Origin of the sequence: Eisenibacter elegans DSM 3317, from assembly GCF_000430505.1 — a bacterium.
GTDB classification, from domain to species: Bacteria; Bacteroidota; Bacteroidia; order Cytophagales; family Microscillaceae; genus Eisenibacter; species Eisenibacter elegans.
On the sequence record NZ_AUMD01000020.1, the window covers coordinates 104,429 to 127,260 of the forward strand.

The following is a 22,832-nucleotide window of genomic DNA, read 5'->3' on the forward strand; positions in this document are numbered from 1 at the left end:
GTGTTGTAGTTTTCTACTTCTTTACGACAACTCATACGCCAAAACCGTCTAACGGTTGGGCTCAGCCTCCTATGGCTGATTTAGATTTAGGAACACAGCCCTGCTTTTTCACTATTTTGCCTATCTTTGCAGCACCTGATCATCTTCTCAAAACCACTAAGACGTGAAACTAAAAATTGCAATTCAGAAGTCGGGCAGACTCTACGACGACTCCGTGGCCCTGCTCAAAGAATGTGGTATTCGTATGAACCTCGGCTCCAACACCCTGCGTGTGGAGGCGAGCAACTTCCCCTGCGAAGTCTTATTTTTGCGGGTGGCCGATATTCCGGCCTACATCGAAGACGGCGTGGCTGATATCGGCATCATCGGCGAAAATGTCCACCTCGAAGCCCAACACGACATCGAAGTGGCCGACAAGCTCGGCTTTTCCAAGTGCCGCCTCTCCTTGGCCATCCCCCGCGAGCATCATTACGAGGGCATCCGCCAGTTTGAGGGCAAAAAGATTGCCACCTCTTATCCCAATATCTTGGCTCACTTCTTTGCGCAGCACGGTGTTCAGGCCGACATCCATACCATCAGCGGTTCCGTCGAGATTGCCCCGAGCATAGGCCTAGCCGATGCTGTTTGCGACATCGTCAGCACCGGCAGCACCCTACTCAGCAACGGCCTCAAAGAGGTAGAGACCGTCTTGCGCTCCGAAGCCATCATCGTAGCCAACAAAGCCCTCAGCCCCGAAAAGAAGGCCATCTTCGAGCAGTTGCTCTTCCGCATCGGCGCCATCAAAAAGGCCAAAAACAACAAATACATCCTGCTCAATGCACCCAACGACAACCTCGACAAAATCGTCAGTGCCCTGCCCGGAATGAAATCGCCCACCATCCTGCCCCTGGCCCAAGAAGGTTGGAGCTCTGTACATTCGGTGGTACAAGAGGATGATTTTTGGGAAATCATCGAAAAGCTTCAGGCCTATGGTGCACAGGGCATCCTCGTGGTCGGCATCGAGAAGATGATTGTATAACCCCCACAATTAAAATCGTGGGCTATACACAGGGTTCAAACCAAAACACCTCTCTTGTAGTTATCAAAGGCATTTGCTTGTTTGATGATTGAGGGCTTGCTCTTTAGACCCCGGGCTATCACCATTGGCTTGTGGCACAGTCCACAAGGACTAAAGTCGAGAGCCTGACCCGCGTACCCTTGAAGCTGTGGAACAAAACCCTCAACGTACGGTGTGGGATAAGCCCCTCATGAAACATTAATCAAGGCTTGGGCTAGAGGCCCACGCTACTACTTATCTATCCCCCTAAAAACAAATGTTGCGCATCATACAAAACCCCGCCCCTGATACTTGGGCAACTCTTGGCAAACGTGCCCTTATAGACACGGCTACCATTGAGGCACGTGTATCAGACATCCTCGAAAACGTCCGTACCCGTGGCGATGAGGCGCTGCTGGCCTACGGCGAGCAGTTCGACGGTATCCGCCTCGATAGCCTGCGTGTCAGCGAAGCAGAGCTGGCAGAGGCCGCCGACCTTGTGCCGGACAAACTCAAGGCTGCCATCCAAACGGCCTACCACAATATCGAAACCTTTCACCAAGGCCAACGCGAGGCGCTGGCTCCTGTAGAGGTGATGCCCGGCATCCGTTGCTGGCGCAAGAGTGTGGCCATTGAGCGCGTGGGGCTATACATTCCGGGAGGTTCTGCGCCCTTGTTTTCGACGGTACTGATGTTGGGTATTCCGGCCAAGATAGCTGGCTGTTCGGAGTTGGTGCTTTGTAGCCCCCCCAACAAGGTGGGCAAGCTCCACCCTGCCATACTCTACGCTGCTCAGCTGGTAGGCGCTACCCATATCTACAAGGTGGGCGGCGCGCAGGCCATCGCGGCGATGGGCTACGGCACCGAAAGCATTCCGCAGGCATACAAAATCTTCGGCCCCGGCAACCAATATGTAACCACTGCCAAAACGTTGTTGGCCAAGCGTGGGGTAGCCATTGATATGCCCGCCGGCCCTTCGGAACTGGCCGTTATTGCCGACAAGCAGTTTGACCCGGCCTTTGCCGCCGCCGACCTGCTCTCACAGGCCGAACACGGCCCCGATAGCCAAGTAGTGCTCATTACGACTACCCAAGCGGTGGCCGAAGCCGTCAACCAAGCCCTTAACGAACAACTGCCCCTGTTGCCCCGCCACGAGGTAGCCCGTCAGGCACTTCAAAATAGCTTTGCGGTGGTCTTACCCAGTTGGGAGGAGGTGATGCGCTTTAGCAATACCTATGCTCCTGAGCACCTTATCATCGGTACGGCCAACTGGGAAGCGCTGGCCGAGCAAGTCATCAATGCCGGGTCGGTGTTTTTGGGGAACTACGCCCCCGAGTCTGCCGGCGACTATGCCTCGGGCACCAACCACACCCTCCCTACCAATGGAGCCGCCAAGGCCTTTAGCGGAGTGTCGCTGGACAGCTTTTTTAAGAAAATCACCTTCCAACACCTCAGCCACCAAGGTCTTAGCCACATTGCGGAGGCCGTAGAGACGATGGCCGCCGCCGAAGAGCTTGAAGCCCACCGCCGCGCCGTCAGCCTAAGGATGGGACGCTCTTAACCCATTGGCCCGCTCTCACTATTTTATCAAAATTTATAATTAAAAAATTGCTGCGACTGTGCTAGACAGCTAACAGCTGAAATAACTACTACCGAACATGTTACCAGCCAAGAATTTGTATGAAGGGCTGGGGAATGAATATAAAAAAGTTGTAGCTATTTAGGAGGTTTAAATGCTTGATTATTATTTACTTATAAAATAAGCCTATTTAAAGCCGAATGAAACAAAAAGTAACAACTCTATCGAGTTGTTACTTTTGTTGTCTTGGGCACCTTGGTGCAATATGGGAGGTTATTATTACGTTTTTGGATTATATACCTAGGACTTGTTCAATAGGGTGAGAGGTTTGGTGTGTTTCAAATAATGTTAATAGCTTCAAAATCTTACCTTTGTTGTATATTTGCAACATTTATATGTGTATTATAGAGCCGTACCACTCAATTAAATGACCCTATTCGTAGCGCTAATGCAGTTATCTCCCGCTTTTTGGATTATTTTCCTGCTAATAAGCCTGCTCTTTTTTGGGGGGCTGATATACCTTTGGCGGCAGCGTAGGGTTTTACAAAAAGCGCTTGCTTTGGCCAATAATGAACTAAAGGCGCAAAAAGCTTTACTGATTCACCAAAATGCCGTCTTGGAGCGGCAATACGAACATATCAACCGCTACCAAGAGAACTTGGCCGAGCGCAACCAAGCGCTTGAAACCTTGAATGTGCAGCTGGAGCAGATAGTGGCACAACGTACTCAGCACTTGCTTCAGACCAATAAGGCGCTCAAAGAAGTAAATGACGAGCTAGACAGCCTCACCTACCATACGGCCCATCAGCTGCGCCTACCACTGACGCGCTTTCGGGGTTTGCTACGCCTGATGCGTATTGATCCCTACAGCAAAGAGATGCCCAAATACCTTAGTTTGCTCGAAGGGAGTGTATTGAATATGGACTATCTTCTGGCTCAGCTCCAACAACTCCACGATATCAATACTGATGTTTCACCAGAGCAGCCTGTCGTTCTTTGTGCGCTAGTTCACCAACTAGTACAAGAACACCTCCAACAACAGCCGCAGTCAAGCCTCCTCCTCGAATGTCAGCTGCCTAGCTATGCTGTAGTGCGTACCAAGCCCGAGTTGTTACAAATTATCTTGATTAGCATTATTCAAAATGCGGCTTCTTATGGCGGACGCGATGGGCAAAAGCCTTATCTCTATGTTACTAGTGAACATCTGCCACAGTTTGGCGCTTTTGTGTTGCGCTTTGAGGACAATGGCGAAGGAATCCCGCCAGAGAATATTGCCCAAGCTTTTCGTATGTTTTTCAGAGGCTCCACCAAGTCAACCGGACACGGACTGGGGCTTTTTTTGGCCAAAAAAGCTGCCGATAGACTCAATATTGAACTACGTATAAAGAGCGAGTCTCAGGCATATACGCGCTTTGAGTTGTGGTTTGATGAGGGAAGCCTCGTGGAAATTCCTTCGCAGACCACCCCTCCTGCTGATAGAGATGGCTTGAGCGCATTGGCATAATGTGTTGGATGTCGTTTTTTTAATTTTTATGTTATTTCAAAATAATTTTCAAAAAGAACAAAATAAATCCAAAATCAACTAAAAAACACAGTACTTTTCTAACCTTTTTTTGTGTTTTTTGAGTATAATCTAAAAAGTAGATTTGTTAGGTCATCAAACTCCAAGAAAGTCTATGTATCAGCTTCATTATGACTCCAACATACGGGCGGTAGTGTTGAGCTTCGACGGCCCGCTGTTTTTCGACGAATACAAGGCGGCTTGGATGTCGGCTATAGAGCTGATAGAGCGCCACCGGACGCACCGGTTTCTGATAGACGCTACGAATCACAAAACTTCCTTGCCCGAGAACCTCATCTGGTTCAAAGAAGAATTTCTAAGGCTAGCCAACAGTAAGGTATTGAGCAATCGCCGGAAAGGCGGCAGACGTATCCGTGCAGCCAAGATCAAATGTCCGGAGAGCAGCGCCTACGAAGATGCCCGTGTGTTGGAAGCGTTCATCAGGCGCGAAAACTTTGCGTTTGACTACCAAGTTTTTGACAACAAACAAGATGCGCTCGAATGGTTGTTTGAATAAGCCCAATGTAGTGCTCAAAATTGAGCTAATCGGCAGGGAAATAAACCCCATTGGCCGTCAGAATCAAATCATAAATCCGGTAGCGCACACGCTTTGGCAAGTACCTGAAGACATTGGCATAATCTAATAGCCAAAGCCAAGGCCAACAAGCCAAGAGCCAATAGATACTCTGGCGTAGTGGATCTAGGGCGCGATAGTTATACTGTGTATAGCGGGCATACAGCTCGGGTTTGCGCATTTGCAGGTCTTCGTGCGCACGTTTGTACTCCCTCAGACGGCGGACATAGCTACGGGCAGTGATGAAATCATCGTGCCAAGCCACCAAGTTTGTATCAAAATACATCGGTACTTGGGCTTCGGCAGCCCTGATGGCAAAGTCAAAGTCTTCGGCATCGGTAAGCGCCTCATCAAAGCCCTGTAGCTGTTCAAAAAGTTGTTTTGGCAAGGAGCAATGCGCTGCTGTCAGAAACACCTGTCCTGGTGGAAGGGGCTGCTCCCCTAGTCCTTCGTAAGGTTTGGCCCAGTGGCGACTGAGGTAAGCCCTATAGCGCTGAAGGTCTGTCTGGAGACGTTCGTAGTCTTCGAGGGCTTGTCCTATCAAGATAGAAGGCTGGGGCCAATGTTTGTGGCGTTGCTGGTGTGCGGCCAACAACCCCGGCCTAGGGCGCATATCGTCATCAAAGAACAACAACAACTCCCCTACTGCGGCGGCAGCGCCAGCATTGCGTGCTTGTGCTCTCCCTCCATTGGCTTGCGATATGATACGCAAGGCCTGAAAACGAGACTGCCAAGCAATCAAAACCTCCTCCGAACAATCTGTAGAACCATCCACAACCACGATTAGCTCAAAATCGCATTCGCTTTGTTGGCTCACAAGCGCCTCCAAAAGTTGTGGGAGTTTGTGTGCTCCATTATAACTAGGCACAATGACACTCAATGCAGCCATAGACAATATCCAAAATAAAAAATAGCGCAGTAGTTTGGCCTAAAATTACGGCAAATCACCCATTAAACCTACCCCATAAAACAAATCACTGCTTGGTGGGGTATTAGGGGTTTTATTGTTATTTCAAAATAATTTTCAAAAACAACATTTTTCAGTGAGTAGTTTTGAGTTTTACTGTGGCGCTGAGAGTCCTTGAAAATCAAATCCTGTTAACCTTGCTACAAAGTACAAAATAAGTGGACTTCCTCAACATTAAAAACAAAAACACCTCACCGGACATTTTTGGAAAAATAGCTCAGAAGCTGTGGGATTTGAAAAATGTCTTGGGTATTTTTAGAAAATAACCCCGGCTAAAGTATTTTCAGACAAAAAACCTCTCGATAAGTCCTCATCTCTATTATCTCCAAGAACAATGACAAATTACCACCTCCCCTATTTTGAGCAACTACCAGCCGACGGCCTTGATGAGTATTATGAGGCGATGGCAGTGCTCAATGGCCACGAAATCGTACTAGACCTCAACCTAGACAGCCGGAAGCTCTCCCCTTCTGGCTTCGAAAAAACCAAGCACCTTCTAGAACACCTCGCCGACATCGACAGCCAAAACAAGGCCTATATTCGCCAAGACTATGAGGATGAAACAGAAGGCCATACCGTCAGAGAGTACCTCCAACACCACCTAGAGGATATCCCACAAGAGGAACTGGCCAAACTCATAGACCTGGACAACCACAACACCAGCCCCTTAGTACAGCTACTAGACAAGCTGAAGCTCGTCAGGCTTGGGCTATACCCCGACAGCGATGAGTTTGCTATCTGCGACTACTCTATCGGAGAAGACATTACCAACTACTTGATAGTCGTCTATATCGATCAAAACAGCAACATAAGCCAGCTGACAATAGAAAGTTAGGAGCATAACCACCTCACCGGGCATTTTCTGATAATGTCCAGTGGGGTACAACGGCTTATTTTCAGAGTTCGTCCCTATTTTTATTCCAAGTCAGGTTGTCAATTTGCGCCGAGACATTCGTTTTCTCGCTATTCATAGTCTAGTTGGTAGTAGTGCCCAGTGCCAAGGGGGCTTCTTTAAAATATTGGTCATCAAGCTTGCGATAGCTGTGGATAGGGTCTCCAAAAGTATCAAAAACACCGGCTAAGACCTTCCTAAACTCCGCTCTTGGGGTATACTCAAAGGCAGTATCGTGTACAAAATCCAAAGCCTGCGAAAATTCTTTCGCTTGAAGCACCTTCATAAAAAAGTTGGCATCGTTTCGCACCTCCATCATAGGTGTATTTCTTCATAAGACCCAAAATTCATTCAAAGCCTCAGAAGTATTTAGATCTTTAGAAATGATTGGTGGTCAAACTTCTAACAAACAAATACGTAATGCATACTGGACATTTTTCAACCCACACAGTTAACCTTGTCTCAGGGCTGGGGCTCCGAGCTACTTTTTCAAAAATATCCAATGGTGTGAGCCATTCCTGTGAATCTCGATATAACTTACATTGTATTGTTTGATTTTGAATCTCGTTGCAAATTTGGGCTCAAATAACCATCTTTGGCTCAAGTTTAAACACCGAAAAGTGCACTGATTAAAAAATATTATTTATAATAGCAAAACCCATGAAAACGGCAAGAGACAACCAATACTGGAGTATCATCCATGATACCGAGCACGACATCCTATTTTGTGAGTGGAAAGACGGCAACGAGTACCAACTCGACGATGAGATTTTCAAAGAAGAAATGCTGCATTATGCCGCCATTGTAGAAGCGTGTCAGGCTTCTAAGCTGCTGCTCAACCTTCGCCACGGCAACTACAGCATGGCACCGGTTATTCAGGAGTGGGTCGCTACTGATATCGCCCCACGTACTATCGCCGCAGGGCAGCGCAAAATCGCTACCGTATTATCTGACAATCTCTTTGCGCAGGTGTCGCTACAACAACTCATGGAAGAGGGCGATATTCCCCTTATCCAACAACAGTATTTCGACAACCGCGAACAGGCCATCAATTGGCTCAAAGAAGGCTAGGTCTTCCCTTCTTATGTTGCATTCCTGCTCGAAGCCCCGTATTTTTGCGGGGCTTACTTGTTTGTGGGCCTATCATATAATTAACATAACAATAATTACGTGTCGTATGAGACAAGAAGATATCAAGATATACGTCAGCCTAGATGAGCAAAACACTTGTGAGCGCCTAGAATGGGAAGGTAGCAACACCCCTGGTGAAGGAAAGCAAGAGGCCAAAGCGATGGCCTTGGCGCTGTGGGATGTAAACGGCAAAGGCACCTCACGCATAGACCTTTGGAATAAGGAGATGAATGTGTTTGAGATGAAGGCTTTCAGCATCGAAATCATCGAAGGGGTGGCAGACATGCTGCGTTTTGCTACTGGCGACGAAGGAATGGCCCGCGAGCTAGAGCTGTTGAGCAAGCAGTTTGCCGAGCAACTCAAACGCGATATGAAAAACAGCTAATCTTGGCAAGCCTCCCCTCTCTGGTAGTAGGGAGGCATTGGCTTTCGAACGCTGTACTATTGTCATAATATTTTTCACTAAAGTAAGAATCTGCATAAAACGGTTTTTAAATCGGAACAATTCCTAAAAACGAGCTGTTTGCCGTAATGTCTATGCGCCTTAGAGGCGTTTTTTTGTTGATTTACTCATTCACCTAACCCCTCAGATATATGTCTGTTATTGTAGCAACCGACGCTGATTTCAAACAACACCTCCAAGACCAAGGCTTGATCATCGTAAAATATTATGCTGATTGGTGTGGCGGCTGCAAACTGTTTGCCCCCAAGTACCGCCGCCTATCAGGCGATGAGCGCTTCGAAGGCATCAGCTTCCTAGATGTCAATGCAGAACTCAACCCCGAAGCCCGTCAGCTTGCCGGCGTAGACAACCTCCCCTACTTTGCCATTTTCCGCAATGGCCAACTAGTAGAAGGCACCTCTACAGCCAAAGAAGACACTGTAGTGGCGATGCTCCAAAAGCTCCAAGAAGTAGAAAACCCTGCCTAAGCGTTTTTTTATGAAAATACCTGCCATCAAACAACTGGTCGAGACCTATACCCTCGACCAACTCCGACAAGCCGAAGAGGCTTTTTATGAAGAACAAACTCCGGCCATCAGCATCGAGGGCGCAGATGAGGGCGAACAGCTGACACATACCATCGCTGCCATCTGGATTCTGGAGAAGATGCAGGCCGAAGGCTCAGATTTCAAGACAGCCCTCCGCGCTTATACCCAGCGTGTTCGGGCTTCGATTAGCTAAATATTCTCCCGACCCGTCAGCTTTACCAAGCTGACGGTTTTTTTGCGCTCGGGCGCATCCCTCACAGCCTGATACCCAACAGGGTAATATCATCGCGCTGCTCAACCCCACCTTGGTGTGCATCAAGCACCCCCTCTAGGTATTGCAACTGGGTAGAGAGCTTTTTATTAAACACACTCTGTAAGGTATATTTAAAAATACCCACCCCCAGCTTTTTCCTAGAGGCGTTGTTCTGGTCTATAAAGCCATCAGTCGCCAGATAGAGCATATCCGCCCGACTGAAGCCGCAAGGTATGGTTATTTATCTCTACGGCGCGTTTCTGTCCAGTGCCTACCGAGTATCTGTCGCCTATTATTTCTTCGAGCAGTCCCTCTGTCAGCCTGATATAATATAATGAGCGCACTGCCTCGTATTCTAGCACAAAACAATGAGCTCAGGAAAAAACCGGCTAGACAAAGGATATTTCTGGCTAAAGAGGTTTTACTCTATGTTGGCATAATAATCCCAAGCGGCCTCGGCTATTTGAGCGATGATAGCTTCATTGGTGGCGTTATCTTCTTTGGAGTCGGCTACGAACACACTGATGAAGAGCGGCTGACCATTGGGCAGGCTGATGACCCCGATATCGTTGGTCGCGGCGGTGATACCTTGGGCGTTGGTACCCGACCAGCCCGTTTTGTGTGCGACGGCAGTGCCCGTAGGGAGCTGGCCTTTGAGCCGCTGTTGGCCGGTTTTGGTGCTAGTCATGATTTGCCAGAGCGTGTCGTAGCTCTGAGGAGAGAGGTAGGGCTGCTGTGGGTTGTAGAAGGCCGCCAAGACCCGGGTGGCTTCGAGAGGGGTAGTCCAATTTTGGAACTGTAGCTCCCAGTTGGCTTGCATCGTCTCTTCATTAATTTTGATGGCCAAGGCCTCAAAGCCACGCTGATGGAAATAACGTTCTACCTCCGCCGGGCCGCCAAGCAGGCGTAGGAGGATGTCGCAGCCTACATTGTCGCTCAGGGCGATGGTATATTGCAATATCTCCCGCACAGGCAGGGTTGCTCCCTTGAGGTGTGCGTCGCGAATGGGACTATAGAGGCCGGGCAATAGGTCGCGCTTACGAATCTTGATGGGCTGGTCGAGGGTAAAACGCCCCTCATCGATGGCCGCCATCATCACAATACCGATATGAAACTTAAAGACACTCTGCATCGGCAACCGCTCATAACCATTGAGCAACAAGGTATCTTGGCCACCCAAGCCCAAGATGGCTACCCCCACCGTAGCCTGCTTACCTCGGACAATCTCGGCTAAGCGGGTTTCTAAATTCACCAGTTGTTGGGCCTGCGCAGTAAGGCCATTAAAAAAACAGAAAATCAACAAATAATAAGGGCGTAGGTAAGGGTGCATAGGAAATAAGGATGTTATAATTTTTATTATGTTAGCTATATGTTTGAAAAGTAAGCAGACGAACTAAAGAAAGCGCTTACGAGTCCTTCACAAACTTCGGTTAAATCTTTTTCAAGCACAAGCAAAGATGGGTCAAGGTTTCCTCCATCTTCCAATAACATCCTAAAGGCTGGGGTACAACAAAAATATCTTTGACCAAAAAACAAACCCCTCTGCGCTTTGAGTACAAGCAGAGGGGCTTGGTAGATGATTGTCGAAGTAGTGTTTAGGACTTTTCTTTCAATACGACCTTCATAGCCTTTGTACTGTTGGGGGCTTGCCACTCGCCAGTAAAGCCATCATCGCTGCTATTGAGCGTAAACGTACCCGTTATCTTGCCATCAACCATTTCGTTGAGAAATAGCTGGCCTGAGAAAAACTCTCCTTCTAGGGCTATTTTTTTCTCCTTGCCTTGGCTTTCGTAGTAATACCATCCTTCGTATGCGTCGCGGTTCATGCCGTTGGGGCCGGCTTCAGTACCTTTGTATTCAAGTTTGAGTTGAATTTTGAGGTTGCCGTTGATTGTACCGTTGTAGTTGGCCTGATCGTCCGCTTTTTTCTCATTTTTGTCTTTAATCTCAGCCTTTTCAGCCTTTTCAGCCTTTTCGGTGGCTTTGTCGGCGGGTTTGGTATTTTCGGCAGCGTCAGTGGTGGCTTCGGTAGCTGTTTCGGTAGTATCCGTTTTGGTTTCTTTGCTACCGCAGGCCGTCAGGCCTACCGATATCAAAAATGCTAGCGTACAAGCAAGGGTTTTGGGAGTTGTTTGCATCGGTGAAAATATAGTTAGGAATAAAAAAACTTGATGACAGTGTTGGGCTTGTTGGTCATTTTCCATATCGACACTCGTCCGCGCCTGTGGTGTTTCCACAAACGAGGCGAGTATGTTTTGCAGCCGCCTGTATTCTTACAGGTATAGTGCCTTTTTAGAGCATGTCTAAAATTCTCTTCATCGACACCAAAACACTGCTTTTTGGCTGCTATTCGTTAAAAATGCTCGCCGTAGCCCACCCACGATTAAAATCGTGGGCTAAACATAGCGCCTTCGCTTTTGGCCTAGTATGAGCACAAAAATCAGCTGTTTTGAGCGCCGCGCTGAAAATTTAGACAAGCTTTTAGAGATAATCTGACAATTTGAGGGTTTTACCACTCATACTGCTGCTGGCCTCAAAAAGAAGTTTGCCTTTCTTACCACCATCGCCATTATAAAACTTACGGCCTTCTTCTACAGTTACTTTCTTGACAGCCATATTGTTGATGGTATAATAGCCTTTCCCATCATAGATACGGAAAGAGCTACCCGTATCGTTTTTGATGCTGAAGGTAACATCTCCCAGCGGCGCTTCGGCGGGCTTGTAGGCGCTCAGACCATAGCTTAGCAGGCAAAGTATCATCATTAGGGTGCTGAATTGGAGCAAGTGTTTTTTCATATCAGTGATGTTTTGGGTGAATAAGTGAATAAGTAGTTGTGAGTTTTTAGCTTTTAGTGCTTGGTTATTTCATTCACGCGATTTTTATACTCAACCACAATTGGTTTGGGAAATCTTTGCACTGAGAATCTTGGATAATCAAGAAAATCAAGCCCTTTAAATCCCCAAATCTTCTCTGAATCTTGGTATAAATACAAATGAGCAATAATTGACCATTTATTGGATATTGAAGCGGCCTTGTGCTTTGTCAAACACTAAGGTTACAAACTTGGCTTCGGCAATACCGGGAGTACCAAGGATGATTTCGATGCTCGTACCTTGTTGGGGGATTTTGACCAAAGCCGCCGCATCCTTACCTGCCAGTTGAATAGCCCCTGTTTCGGTAGAGCTTTTGTAGCTGAAGCGGGCTTGACGGTCGTGTAGGTCTGCCCAATTGAGTACTTTTTCGCTGATAGGTTTTAGTTGGGCATCAAAAAACTGCAAGTTTTTCAGGTTGCCCCAGCAGCCTTCGCCTCCGCAGGTGTACTCAAACACTCCTACGATATCTTCGCCTTTGGCGGTTTTCCAGAGCGCCAACTCAAACACAGGGTCTCCCATAACGCCATCACGAACCATTGCCTGAAGATACCCATTTTTGAGGTCTTCGATGGTGATCTTGGGTAGGTTTTGTTGGAAATAGCCCTGTCTTGCGTCATACTTCTTAGCCAATACAGGTTGGAGCGCCTCAAAGTACTCCCTGATATTGGCCAAAGGAACCTGAGGCTCTGGCAACTCATTGATTTCAGCTCCAGTAGTAGTAACTACAGCCGTGTCTGTATCGCTGCTTGCAGCCATTTCTTTTTGCTCGGTAGCTGTGCCACAGGCCTGCCATAGGCACACAGCCAATAAAAAAGCCGTAATTTTGATAAGGTCGTTTTTCATGTGGATTGTATTTTTCAAATGCTGTATGCTTATTTTCTTTATTTTGCACAATGTTCAGGCTACATATTTTGATAATAGCCCTCTCCCCTGCCCTATCACTTCTATGGAATTTGCGCACAAATTTGGTCTTCTGAAACCAAGCCAATCTAACCATTGGCAGTAACATACCTGCTTTGGGCAGTACCCTTCTACTTTACAAAAGAGGCTTGGTTTGCTAAGCTTAATTTGAAACAAGTTTACGCAAATAATCACTAAAAGATACTGCTTTTTTACCGAGAGGGGTTTTGGCTTTACCAAATACTCCGCCTATCATACCAAGGCCTCTTGGGGTATTTCGCTACATCTTCCCATTTTTCAGATATTGTGTTACAAAACGACCGTTTTCCCAAAAGAAGACGTGGCGCAGTGGCAGGTTTTTCTTGATATCCGATGTATAAGCACTTCTCAGTTCACGATAAATGCGCTTGCCTTGTATATACCAATGAACATTCGGCACGATGCCATAAGCAACCTTTTCACCCTTGAGCGACTTGTCGGAAAAACTCACTATATCGTAGCTTCCGTCGTCTTTGCGCTCATACACATTAGTTCATCAATACAGGGGCTATAGCATAAGCCATGTTTTTTAGCTACCTTTGGCCAACAAATCGAGCCACTAACCCACTTTTCCACCCACTAGCAAAAAGCTATGCACTCATACCCAAGCTTTTGGCTTATTGTCTTCTTGCTTTGCGTAGGCGGTATGCCTCTGGCGGCTCAAGACCGCAGCGCTGAGGCCGAAGACTGGATCACAAGAGGCACACGCTACCACAACGAAGGCCGCTACGACGAAGCCATCCAAGCCTACACCAAGGCCATCGAGATTTTCCCCCACCTCAGCCGCTATTATTGGTATCGGGGAACAACCTACTTCGTAAAACAACGCTACCGAGATGCTCTGGCCGATTATAACCGCGCCCTGCCCGATTATCCGCAGGCCTACGAAAATCGCGCTTACCTCAAGTATGAACTGAAGGATTACCGAGGGGCCATCGAAGATATCAGCCTATTGCTGGGTATTGTAGAGCAGGAAAAAGATGAGCACTATGCCTTTCGAGCACTCTGTTTTGCGGCTCTGCGCAACTTCCGCGCTGCCTGTCACGACTACCAAGAAGCCCAAAAATTGGGGTTCAAAAAAACCCCTAGTTACGAAAAATATTGCCAAGAGGCCGCTACACAGGCAGCCCTACCTGCCGATAGTCTCCAAAAAATATTAGACGCTGCCGACAGTTTGTCCCAAATTGTGGCCAAACAACCAACATCACCCGACAGCGCCCAACTGGCTATCGATAGCCTAGACCAAGCCAAGGTACAAGCCCCCACCAAGCCCCTCCCCAGCCTTAGACGCTATTTTTGGGCTTTGTTCGTCTTTTTGTTGATAGCCTCTCTCAGTGGGGCTTGGGCTTATTACCATTTTCGGAAAAAGGCGAATAACAACGACGATGATGTTGTTTCTTAGCAATACGACTATTGTTAGGGATTGACGAAGTTTATAGCACATTAGAGCGTTGGGCGTGCGCCCCCTACGGGGTATATCAATGAGGTAGCTTCTTTTGAATGCCCCCCTAACTCTTGGTGTGATTATCAGGTTACTCTCCCATTATTTTAACGTGAATATTTTCGATAAGCTTAGCAAAGTACAATTTTTTGATACTCATTTGTATTGACCAAAGGTGTATTAGGCTTCTGAGCCAGGAAAACATAAGCAATCAAACCGGCCATCAAATTGACCATAAAATGGACAGGGCTCTGATAATACCACTTGAAACAGCGCATGTCCGAGAATAATGGCAGAAGATGCATATGCCATTATTCCGCTTTTATGCAAACAACATTGTGCAGCTAAATACCCTAGGCTCATATAACAAGGAGATTGCTCTAAGCTTTTTACAAAATCATCACAATTTGAAAAGATTTCTACTAACCTTAAAATACTGAGAATTAAGATAGGAATAAGTGTTTTCTCAGAATAGTGCAATTCAAAAGCAACACTTATTTGTTAGTTCTCAAATTTACCCTTTTTCTTGCTTATAGAAATCTTATTATCAAGCTGTTATAAAAATAAAGGCTAAAAACTAGCATAAGTTTGATAAATACGTCGCTAAGAAAGTTTTCGAAGAATTAAAATCATCTATTCTATGATGTTTTACACTAAAACCTAAGAGCATCAACTACTGATAGCCTTTAGCATCTTTGAGTAATTTCTTACAAATAATTGACTATCAAGATTTTGCAAAAAACCACTCTCTAACCCAAGTAATACCCTCCCCTCACCCAAACAGCAGAGGTATCCAAAACATTGCCCAGAGCCATAGTAAGCCTAAGGCCAACAAATTGAGCCAAAAGCCTGCCCTCACCATTTCGCGAACCTTGATATAGCCTCCGGCAAAGACAATGGCATTGGGTGGAGTGGCCATCGGGAGCATGAAAGCACAGCTTGAAGCCATTGTGGCGGGAATCATCAGGAGCAGCGGTGGCAGATTCATCGCCCGGGACAGCCCTTCCAATACCGGCAACAACACCACCACCAAGGCCACATTGCTCATGACTTCGGTCAGGTAAATCGACACCACTATCACCAAAAGCAAGAGCCACGGCAGGAGCGCCCCACCCTGCTCACCCAATACCAATGCATCGCCGATGCGCTGGATAAGCCCTTTTTGCCCCAACAGTTCGGCTAAGGCTATCCCGCCTCCAAAGAGCAATAAAATTCCCCAAGGGAGGCGCTCAGTATCGGACCAGCGCAAGAGGGTTTCGGATGGGTTTTCGGCCTTAGCTCCTGCGGGTACGACAAAAAGCACGACGGTAGCCACTATTGCAATCTCGGTATCGGTGATGTGCCAAGGGAGATACCCCCTGAGTACCCAAGCTGAGGCTGTAGCAGCAAATACCCATAAGGTACGCCGCTCGCCGCCTTGGAGCGCTCCCAAAGCCTGTAGCTCTTGCCTGAAATAGGCTGCGGCATGGTCAAACTTGGGTAGCCCGTTGGGGAAAAGTACTGACACCAGCAAGAAATAAGCGGCATACAAAACCAATGCTGAAAAAGGCAGCGCCATCAACAACCAGCGGCCAAAATCGACATTATACTGGAGTTTTTGAGCCGCATAGCCTACCATCACCGTATTGGGCGGTGTGCCGATTACGGTGGCTATTCCGCCTACGTTGGCCGCAATGGCGATGCCTAGCATCAGCGAAAGCGCAAACCTCCGAATACCGATCTGCTGTTGGGCTGTGGCTTGTTGACCAAAGATGCGCACTACCGAGTCGGCGATAGGCAACATCATCACCGCCGTGGCAGTATTGCTAATCCACATACTCAGAAAAGCCGTTGCCAGCATAAAACCCAACACTACCCGGTTGGTCTCTGTCCCCGTCAGGTATACTATCCCCAAGGCTATGCGCCGATGAAGCCGCCACTTTTCGAGCGCCAAAGCCAGCATAAAGCCCCCCATAAACAAAAAAATAACGCTGTTGCCATAGTTTGCACAGGTTTGGGAAAGCGGCATCAGCCCCAAGGCCGGAAAAACAGCAATAGGCAACAAGGCCGTAACAAACAAGGGAACCGGCTCCGTAATCCACCAAAAAAGCATCCAAGTAGCTACAGCCAAGGCTAAGGCAGCCTCAGCCGAAAAAGAAGCAAGCGCCAAAAAATAAGCCCCAAGGGCAAGCAGAGGGGTGCATACCCAAATCCAAGTTTTGTATGTAGGCATTGTCGAAGTATTTGCCCAAAACTAGATACTCCAAAGCAGTGATGCAAATTTTCAGGACTTTTGAGGATGAAAATACAAATTTCAAGTAATTTGCCTTGGCTGTGACTGGTCTAGCACCAATAATTGCGCTGTCGGTGGGAGGCAGTGGTGCATTTTATCCCAAAAACAGCAGTTCCTCCTAAATACCCCCCCCCTATCGTCTACAAACAATGCAAGAAGTATACGACCAAACCTTTGACCAACAAAACAGCCTGCCCCTTGGTGAGTATGAGTGTTGTGTATTCAAGAACTGTGATTTTGCCAACGCCGATTTTTCCGGATTTAAGTTTACAGACTGTAGCTTCAATGGCTGCAACCTAAGTCTGGTAAAGCTTCACCAAACAGCACTGCAAGATATCTTATTCAAAGACTGTAAGATGCTTGGCTTGCGGTTTGATGCCTGCAAAGAATTTGGGCTATCGTTTTCGTTCGAAGGGTGCCAGCTCAATCATTCATCTTTTTACAAATTGAAAATAAAAAAGACGTTTTTTAAAAACACGCAACTACAAGAGGTCGACTTTAGCGCATCAGACCTAAGTGGTGCTGTTTTTGAGGATTGTAATCTGATGCAAGCTGTTTTTGAGTATACTATCTTGGAAAAGGCTGATTTTAGGACAGCCTACAACTATAACATTGACCCTGAAAATAACCGAATCAAAAAAGCAAGATTTGCTATGCTTGGTTTGCCCGGACTTTTGGGCAAATATGATATAGAGATTGTGTCATAGTATGATATCTGTCGGGATACAGGCGCTAGCAGTCGTGTAGTGCCGGAAGCCATGCAAAGGGAGCCACCACAGTAGGATAGTCTTGGTTGGCTTGGCTGATGAGTTGTAGGGTATCCAAGTCTACAGCACAGAGACTGCCATAGGCTAGGCGGTCTGTATCGGGTTGTTGGGCATCTAAGCAGGCGTTGTGTATGCCAATCACGGTAGCTTCTGCATTGAGACTGTCTTGTATTTGCTCGATAGAGCGTTTGCTGTGGGCGTGGAATATTTTTTTCCCCTTGGGCAAGCGTTCATCAGGCAGTGTTTGGCGGGTATTGAGCATTGCCAGCTTGTCTTGGAAAGGGCGTGGGCTCTGAAAGTTGAACCCAGCGTGTACCAAAAAAGCATTGTCTGTCTCGTAATAATAGGCCATTCCGTGCAAAAAATCTTGGTATTTTTTGGCTAGCCCTTCGTTTTCGAGCAGGCTCTCCATCTGATTGGCTTCCAAATACCAGTTTAAGGTTTCAGTATCGTTGTGGCTGATGTGTAAGAGGCGCTCTTCGCGGATGCCCCTGATGGGGTAGAGATGATAGCCTATATCGCGCAGGTGCAGCATCAAGTCCAGCACCCCTCGGCTATCGGGGCCTTTGTCGATATAATTGCCCAAGAAAAACAGTTGGTCGTTGCGGGTGATGCGTAATTTTTGGAACAATAGCGCCTCCAAAGTCGCTATACAGCCATTGATATCGGCAATGGCAAATCGCCTTCCAAAAGTCCTACGGGGGATAAAATTGTTTTTTCTAACCATCATCTTCCAGCCTTATTACTTACCTCCAAAATGTTAGCAATAACAAAGCCAAACTCTAAAAACAGGCATCATAAGGCCGTGCTCCGTATAAATTTTGTTTTTGTGTATTGATTGTTTACAATAGAACACCTCTCCTGGGCTTTTTTTAACAACATAATTGGCGGCACCACAGGTAGCCAAATATGGCCGTTTGGTGTAATTTCTATAGATAATCAGGTCAGCGGTGCAACCTTGGGTTAGGGGCTGTTGTCATTAGGTCGAATAGATTACCCAACCCATATACTTATGAAAACGTCCCTACCCTTTGTTTTGAGCTTATTCGTGGCTTTCTTCAGCCTACATACCAGCTTTGCGCAGCACGTAGAAGAGCGCCAGCTTAGCAGCTTCACCAAAACCCATATCAGTTCGGCGCTATCAGTCGTGCTCCAAAAAGGCAGCCAAACTTCGGCACGCATAGAAGTATCAGATCCAAGTTACTTGCCCGAAATCATTACCCAAGTAGAAAACAATGTACTTAAAGTATATGTAGACACCAAACGCCGCAATTGGAATGGCAAAATTATGGTATACATTACGTATACACAAGAGCAAGAACAGATCAAAGTATCTGGCGCAAGCACACTAAAAGCCACCGATGCGCTCAAAAACCCTAACCTGACCCTCGATGTGTCGGGAGCATCCACTTTCAAGGCTACTATACAGGCCAAGCGGCTTCAGTGTAATGTCATCGGCGCTTCACACGTTGTGATAGAAGGCAGCGCCCAAGAGTTGACTTTGGATGCAGCGGGCGCTTCGAGTATCAAAGCCGCTTCCCTACAAGTCGACAAGGCAAAGCTCCAGATAGCCGGCGCATCGTCTGTAGGCTTGAATATCAAAGAAGACTTAGAAGCCAATGTCAGTGGCGCATCTACACTGCGCTATAGTGGCAACCCTCCACGCAATGTGCAAAATGTAACGGGAGCTTCTAGCTCAAAACAACTCTAATCAAGGTTTCGGTATCACCCAACGCACGCCAACAGCAGAGGGTCTGTGAGGTTTTTGTAAGCCTTGCAGGCCCTTTGTTTTTGATGTTTTTTTGGTATAAATCGATTTTAGCCAAGGAATATGCGCCTAAAACAAGAAAAAACACGACCAAAGCAGCAAAATCCATTGCAAATACACAACAAAATTAGTTATTTTGAGATTAATTGATAAGTTTGTACTCTATAAAGAATAAATAGAAATCTTATGAGCACGCAACCTACTACCTTCGATGGTAGCCTAAAAACTACCCAAAACAAGGTCAAACCATTGGTAAGCTACTTTTATCATTGGGAAAAAACCATTCCCCAAAAGCCCTATTTGCGCCAACCCTATGGGGATACGTGGAAAGAGTATACTTGGGCCGAAGTCGGTCAAGAGGCGCGCCGTATGGCTACAGCCCTCAAGAGTATGTTTCCGCCACGCACCAATATAGGTTTGATTTCCAAAAACTGCGCCCACTGGATTACTGCCGATATGGCCATTTCTATGGCAGATATGGTCTCTGTGCCTTTTTACCCTACACTACAGGCCAACCAACTACAGCAAGTCTTAGAACACAGTGAGTGTAAGGCCCTATTTGTGGGTAAGCTCGATAGCTGGGAGCATATGAAAGAGGGTGTTCCGGCAGATGTACAGGTGATTCGCTTTCCCGAATATCCTGCTTCGGCTCCAATTACGGGGGCGGGCTTTTTAGATTGGGATGAGCTCATCGCCAAGCATCCACCACAGAGCGAAGATTTTGTACCCAATGTCGACGATATTTCTACGATTATTTATACCTCCGGCACTACCGGCACACCCAAGGGAGTGGTGCACACTTATTATACCCAATCGGCAGCGCTCGATATGGCAGCCCCGCTGCTGCGCCTCAGCGGCAATGATGCCAAAGATGCGCGCTTCTTCTCATACCTCCCTCTCTGCCATATTGCCGAGCGTGCCATTGTAGAGGCGGCCAGCCTGTATGTGGGCGGCACTGTCTCTTTTGCCGAGAGCTTGGATACTTTTGCCAAAAATCTAGCCGAAACCCAACCCACTCACTTCTTGGCCGTTCCCCGAATCTGGACTAAGTTCCAGCTAGGAGTCTTGGCCAAAATGCCTCAAAAAAAGCTAGATACCTTCCTCAAAATCCCCATCTTATCAGGGATAGTTAAGAAGAAAATCAGAAAAGCCTTGGGCTTGGGCGAAGCACGCCTGATGTTGACGGGCGCAGCCCCTATGCCTGCCACGCTCCTGACTTGGTACCAAAAGCTGGGGATTAACATTCAAGAGGCCTATGGGATGACCGAAAACGCCGGCTGCTGTACGCTGATGCGCGCTGACAATATACGTGTCGGCACTATAGGACAGCCCTACCCACGCGCCGAGGTGAAGATAGTACCCGAAACCGGCGAGCTGGCTATGCGTGGCGACTGGGTGATGACGGGGTATTATAAAGACCCAGAAAAAACCAAGGAAGTGCTTATCGATGGTTGGTTACATACCGGCGATATGTGTTCACAAGACCAAGATGGCTTCATTACTATCATCGGGCGCGTAAAAGATAGCTTCAAGTCGGCCAAAGGCGAGTATATCATCCCTGCCCCTATAGAGTTTGGTTTTGCCAAAAACAGCTTTGTAGAGCAAGTCTGTGTTGTGGGGCGTGGTTTGCCACAGCCTGTGGCGCTGATAGTATTGTCCGAAATAGGGCTGCAAGCCTCCCGCGATGTAGTATCGGCCAGCCTAGCGTCTACGCTCAAGGAGCTGAATATGGGCTTAATCAACTATGAGCGCCTCCAAAAAGTCATTATCATGAAGGAGGCTTGGTCGGTAGAAAACAACCTACTTACGCCTACGCTCAAAATCAAGCGCAATGTGGTAGAGGATGTCTACGGCGAAAAACTACAGGCTTGGTATGATATGCCTGATACCATTATTTGGGAAGCCTAAGCACGTACTCAAAGGTCATCTCCTCTATGCAGAGGGATGACTTTTTTCATGCCACCGGACATTTTTTTCGACATATAGCCCTTGGCTTGATATCGGGCCTACTGTACATACATTCATTTACCAAAAACTAACCCAACTATGTCTACCCAACCACACTCCACCACCCACGCCCCCACCGACAACGCTCAGGTAGAAAACATTCTAGAGCTGTTTTACCGTTGGGAGCGCGAACGCGCCAATGAGGTTTTCTTGCGCCAACCCTATGGCAACACTTGGCGCAACTATACTTGGGCCGAAGTAGGCCAGCAAGCCCGCCGAATTGCCAACGGCCTGCGGGCGCTCAACCTGCCTCCACAGTCGAATATTGGCATTATTTCTAAAAACTGTGCCCATTGGATTATCAATGATATCGCTATCGGGATGAGCGGGCACGTATCTGTGCCCTTTTACCCGAACCTCAATGCCGAGCAGCTCAACCATGTCCTCACCCATAGTCAGTGTAAGGCGCTCTTTATCGGCAAACTAGATTTGGCCAATTGGGAGGCGATGCAAGACGGTATCCCGCAAGACGTGCTCTGCATCAGCTACCCACAATATCCCGGTAATGCTACCATCACTAATACGGCCCATACTTGGGACAGCTGGATAGAGCAATACTCGCCTATGCGCGAAAATTATATCCCCCAAGCAGAAGATATCCTGACTATTGTCTATACTTCAGGCACCACCGGCAACCCCAAAGGAGTGATGTATACCTGGGGAGCCAATGCGCTGGGAATGCACTACACGGCAGATTTTGTACAGCTCAGTACCGAAAACCGGTATTTCTCCTACCTACCCCTCTGCCATATCGCCGAGCGCGCCGTAGTACAATGGGCCGGAATGGCCAGCGGAGGGAGCATCTCCTTTGCCGAAAGCTTAGAAACCTTCGTCCAAAATCTACAAGACACAGCGCCCACCCACTTCTTGGCTGTCCCTCGGATTTGGAAAAAGTTTCAGTCAGGCGTATTGAACAAGATGCCTCAAAAAAGGCTCAACTCCTTGCTGATGCTGCCCATTATCTCGGGGCTGGTCAAGCAGAAAATCCAAAAAGGATTAGGACTACACAAGGCCAAGGTGCTCTATTCGGGCGCAGCGCCTATCCCAGCCTCTTTGATAGACTGGTTTAAGTCTATCGGTATCATCATCCAAGAAGGGTATGCGATGAGCGAAAATATGGCCATCTGTAGTTTTAACCCCGCCAATGATGTGCGTATCGGCACTGTGGGCACAGCCCTACCCGGCGTAGAACTACGCATAGACCCCGACACGGAAGAAATCCTGATGCGCGCCCCTTGGGTAATGAAAGGTTACTACCGCGAACCCGAAATGACACGCAACACCATCGAAGACGGCTGGCTGCACACTGGCGATATGGGCAGCATTGATGCCGATGGCTACTTGCGCATCACAGGACGTGTGAAGGATATGTTCAAAACCTCCAAGGGCAAATACATCGTGCCCGTACCTATAGAAAATGAGTTTGGCAAAGATGATTTCATCGAACAAGTATGTGTAGCAGGCTTACATACCCCGCAGCCTGTGGCCTTGGTCGTGCTTTCGGAGATAGGCCAAAAAGCCGAAAAACACTTGGTAGAAAGTCGTATGAGCAACTTGCTGGAGCAAATCAACTCCTCTTTGATGGACTACCAAAAGCTCAAGCAAATCTTGATTGTAAAGGAGGCTTGGACTCCGGAAAACGGCATTTTGACCCCTACCCTCAAAATAAAACGCAATAAAATCGAAGAGCGTTATGGCCCTTGGACAGAGCAGGTCTATGAGCGCTCGGAGCGTGTAGTATGGGAATAAGGAGAGGCCTGTGTATTATGTCCAGAAGAAGA

The 22,832-nt window shown here is 47.5% G+C and carries 25 protein-coding genes; 14 read left to right on the forward strand and 11 right to left on the reverse strand.

Features of this window, described 5'->3' with window-relative positions; translation table 11 throughout:
* The first annotated feature begins 163 nt into the window (after positions 1-163).
* From hisG to G499_RS0108085, 4 genes are all read left to right on the forward strand, one after another.
* Positions 164-1,018: an ATP phosphoribosyltransferase gene (gene hisG / locus G499_RS0108070; RefSeq protein ID WP_026999524.1), complete on the forward strand. Its 855-nt coding sequence runs from the start codon at positions 164-166 to the stop codon at positions 1,016-1,018.
* Positions 1,019-1,316: 298 nt separating this feature from the next.
* A complete protein-coding gene (gene hisD / locus G499_RS0108075; protein ID WP_026999525.1) occupies positions 1,317-2,597 on the forward strand; it encodes a histidinol dehydrogenase in 1,281 nt (426 codons plus the stop codon).
* A 466-nt stretch (positions 2,598-3,063) separates the two neighbouring features.
* Entirely contained in the window at positions 3,064-4,119 is a 1,056-nt protein-coding gene (locus tag G499_RS0108080) for a sensor histidine kinase (RefSeq protein WP_161627717.1), read from the forward strand.
* A 172-nt stretch (positions 4,120-4,291) separates the two neighbouring features.
* Positions 4,292-4,693 (forward strand): hypothetical protein, encoded by a 402-nt coding sequence (locus G499_RS0108085; RefSeq protein WP_026999527.1) that lies wholly within the window; start codon positions 4,292-4,294, stop codon positions 4,691-4,693.
* A gap of 25 nt (positions 4,694-4,718) precedes the next feature.
* Here the strand turns inward: G499_RS0108085 and G499_RS21035 are convergent, their stop codons facing one another.
* A complete protein-coding gene (locus G499_RS21035) occupies positions 4,719-5,639 on the reverse strand; it encodes a glycosyltransferase family 2 protein (RefSeq protein ID WP_051296083.1) in 921 nt (306 codons plus the stop codon).
* Positions 5,640-6,051: 412 nt separating this feature from the next.
* Between G499_RS21035 and G499_RS0108095 the strand changes: the two genes are divergently transcribed.
* Positions 6,052-6,552 carry a DUF2004 domain-containing protein gene (locus G499_RS0108095; protein WP_026999528.1) on the forward strand — a complete coding sequence of 167 codons (501 nt, stop codon included), beginning with the start codon at positions 6,052-6,054 and terminating at the stop codon, positions 6,550-6,552.
* A gap of 139 nt (positions 6,553-6,691) precedes the next feature.
* Here the strand turns inward: G499_RS0108095 and G499_RS0108100 are convergent, their stop codons facing one another.
* The gene (locus G499_RS0108100) at positions 6,692-6,928 is read right to left on the reverse strand and encodes a hypothetical protein (protein ID WP_154658368.1); all 237 of its coding nucleotides are present in this window, start codon (positions 6,926-6,928) and stop codon (positions 6,692-6,694) included.
* Between the two features lie 341 nt (positions 6,929-7,269).
* On the opposite strand from G499_RS0108100, the gene G499_RS0108105 reads away from it, so the two are divergent.
* The 4 genes from G499_RS0108105 to G499_RS0108120 all read left to right on the forward strand — a co-directional run bounded on the left by G499_RS0108105 (position 7,270) and on the right by G499_RS0108120 (position 8,923).
* Entirely contained in the window at positions 7,270-7,680 is a 411-nt protein-coding gene (locus G499_RS0108105) for a hypothetical protein (protein ID WP_026999530.1), read from the forward strand.
* Between the two features lie 106 nt (positions 7,681-7,786).
* Positions 7,787-8,125, forward strand: coding sequence for a gliding motility protein GldC (gldC, locus tag G499_RS0108110; RefSeq protein WP_026999531.1), 339 nt, complete (start codon positions 7,787-7,789; stop codon positions 8,123-8,125).
* 209 nt (positions 8,126-8,334) lie between these two features.
* On the forward strand, positions 8,335-8,670 hold the full coding sequence (locus tag G499_RS0108115) for a thioredoxin family protein (RefSeq protein ID WP_026999532.1): 336 nt from the start codon (positions 8,335-8,337) through the stop codon (positions 8,668-8,670).
* A gap of 10 nt (positions 8,671-8,680) precedes the next feature.
* Positions 8,681-8,923 carry a DUF6952 family protein gene (locus G499_RS0108120; protein ID WP_026999533.1) on the forward strand — a complete coding sequence of 81 codons (243 nt, stop codon included), beginning with the start codon at positions 8,681-8,683 and terminating at the stop codon, positions 8,921-8,923.
* A 61-nt stretch (positions 8,924-8,984) separates the two neighbouring features.
* Here G499_RS0108120 and G499_RS0108125 read toward each other — a convergent pair whose 3' ends face one another.
* From G499_RS0108125 to G499_RS0108150, 7 genes are all read right to left on the reverse strand, one after another.
* On the reverse strand, positions 8,985-9,191 hold the full coding sequence (locus tag G499_RS0108125; RefSeq protein ID WP_026999534.1) for a SpoIIE family protein phosphatase: 207 nt from the start codon (positions 9,189-9,191) through the stop codon (positions 8,985-8,987).
* Positions 9,172-9,345 (reverse strand): hypothetical protein, encoded by a 174-nt coding sequence (locus G499_RS21755; RefSeq protein WP_161627718.1) that lies wholly within the window; start codon positions 9,343-9,345, stop codon positions 9,172-9,174. The genes G499_RS0108125 and G499_RS21755 overlap by 20 nt, the downstream gene beginning before the upstream one ends.
* Positions 9,346-9,404: 59 nt before the next feature.
* Positions 9,405-10,313, reverse strand: a complete 909-nt coding sequence (gene bla / locus G499_RS0108130) for a class A beta-lactamase, subclass A2 (protein WP_035726932.1) — start codon at positions 10,311-10,313, stop codon at positions 9,405-9,407.
* 265 nt (positions 10,314-10,578) lie between these two features.
* Positions 10,579-11,121 carry a hypothetical protein gene (locus tag G499_RS0108135; RefSeq protein WP_026999536.1) on the reverse strand — a complete coding sequence of 181 codons (543 nt, stop codon included), beginning with the start codon at positions 11,119-11,121 and terminating at the stop codon, positions 10,579-10,581.
* A gap of 343 nt (positions 11,122-11,464) precedes the next feature.
* Positions 11,465-11,779, reverse strand: a complete 315-nt coding sequence (locus G499_RS0108140; RefSeq protein WP_026999537.1) for a hypothetical protein — start codon at positions 11,777-11,779, stop codon at positions 11,465-11,467.
* Positions 11,780-11,995: 216 nt separating this feature from the next.
* Positions 11,996-12,700 (reverse strand): hypothetical protein, encoded by a 705-nt coding sequence (locus G499_RS0108145; RefSeq protein WP_026999538.1) that lies wholly within the window; start codon positions 12,698-12,700, stop codon positions 11,996-11,998.
* Between the two features lie 337 nt (positions 12,701-13,037).
* A complete protein-coding gene (locus G499_RS0108150) occupies positions 13,038-13,283 on the reverse strand; it encodes a hypothetical protein (RefSeq protein ID WP_026999539.1) in 246 nt (81 codons plus the stop codon).
* A 105-nt stretch (positions 13,284-13,388) separates the two neighbouring features.
* On the opposite strand from G499_RS0108150, the gene G499_RS0108155 reads away from it, so the two are divergent.
* Complete coding sequence (locus tag G499_RS0108155; protein WP_026999540.1) at positions 13,389-14,198, forward strand: tetratricopeptide repeat protein; 810 nt, start codon at positions 13,389-13,391, stop codon at positions 14,196-14,198.
* An 811-nt stretch (positions 14,199-15,009) separates the two neighbouring features.
* On the opposite strand, the gene G499_RS0108165 is transcribed toward G499_RS0108155, so the two are convergent.
* Positions 15,010-16,449, reverse strand: coding sequence for an SLC13 family permease (locus tag G499_RS0108165; protein WP_026999541.1), 1,440 nt, complete (start codon positions 16,447-16,449; stop codon positions 15,010-15,012).
* Between the two features lie 209 nt (positions 16,450-16,658).
* Here G499_RS0108165 and G499_RS0108170 point away from each other — a divergent pair, with 209 nt between their 5' ends.
* Entirely contained in the window at positions 16,659-17,216 is a 558-nt protein-coding gene (locus G499_RS0108170; RefSeq protein ID WP_026999542.1) for a pentapeptide repeat-containing protein, read from the forward strand.
* Positions 17,217-17,241: 25 nt separating this feature from the next.
* Here G499_RS0108170 and G499_RS21040 read toward each other — a convergent pair whose 3' ends face one another.
* On the reverse strand, positions 17,242-18,006 hold the full coding sequence (locus G499_RS21040; RefSeq protein ID WP_026999543.1) for a metallophosphoesterase: 765 nt from the start codon (positions 18,004-18,006) through the stop codon (positions 17,242-17,244).
* 282 nt (positions 18,007-18,288) lie between these two features.
* Between G499_RS21040 and G499_RS0108180 the strand changes: the two genes are divergently transcribed.
* The 3 genes from G499_RS0108180 (at position 18,289) to G499_RS0108195 (ending at position 22,800) form a co-directional block, all read left to right on the forward strand.
* Positions 18,289-18,987 (forward strand): head GIN domain-containing protein, encoded by a 699-nt coding sequence (locus tag G499_RS0108180; protein WP_026999544.1) that lies wholly within the window; start codon positions 18,289-18,291, stop codon positions 18,985-18,987.
* Between the two features lie 243 nt (positions 18,988-19,230).
* Complete coding sequence (locus tag G499_RS0108190) at positions 19,231-20,952, forward strand: AMP-binding protein (RefSeq protein ID WP_026999546.1); 1,722 nt, start codon at positions 19,231-19,233, stop codon at positions 20,950-20,952.
* A gap of 138 nt (positions 20,953-21,090) precedes the next feature.
* Complete coding sequence (locus G499_RS0108195) at positions 21,091-22,800, forward strand: AMP-binding protein (protein WP_051296085.1); 1,710 nt, start codon at positions 21,091-21,093, stop codon at positions 22,798-22,800.
* Positions 22,801-22,832: the final 32 nt, after the last annotated feature.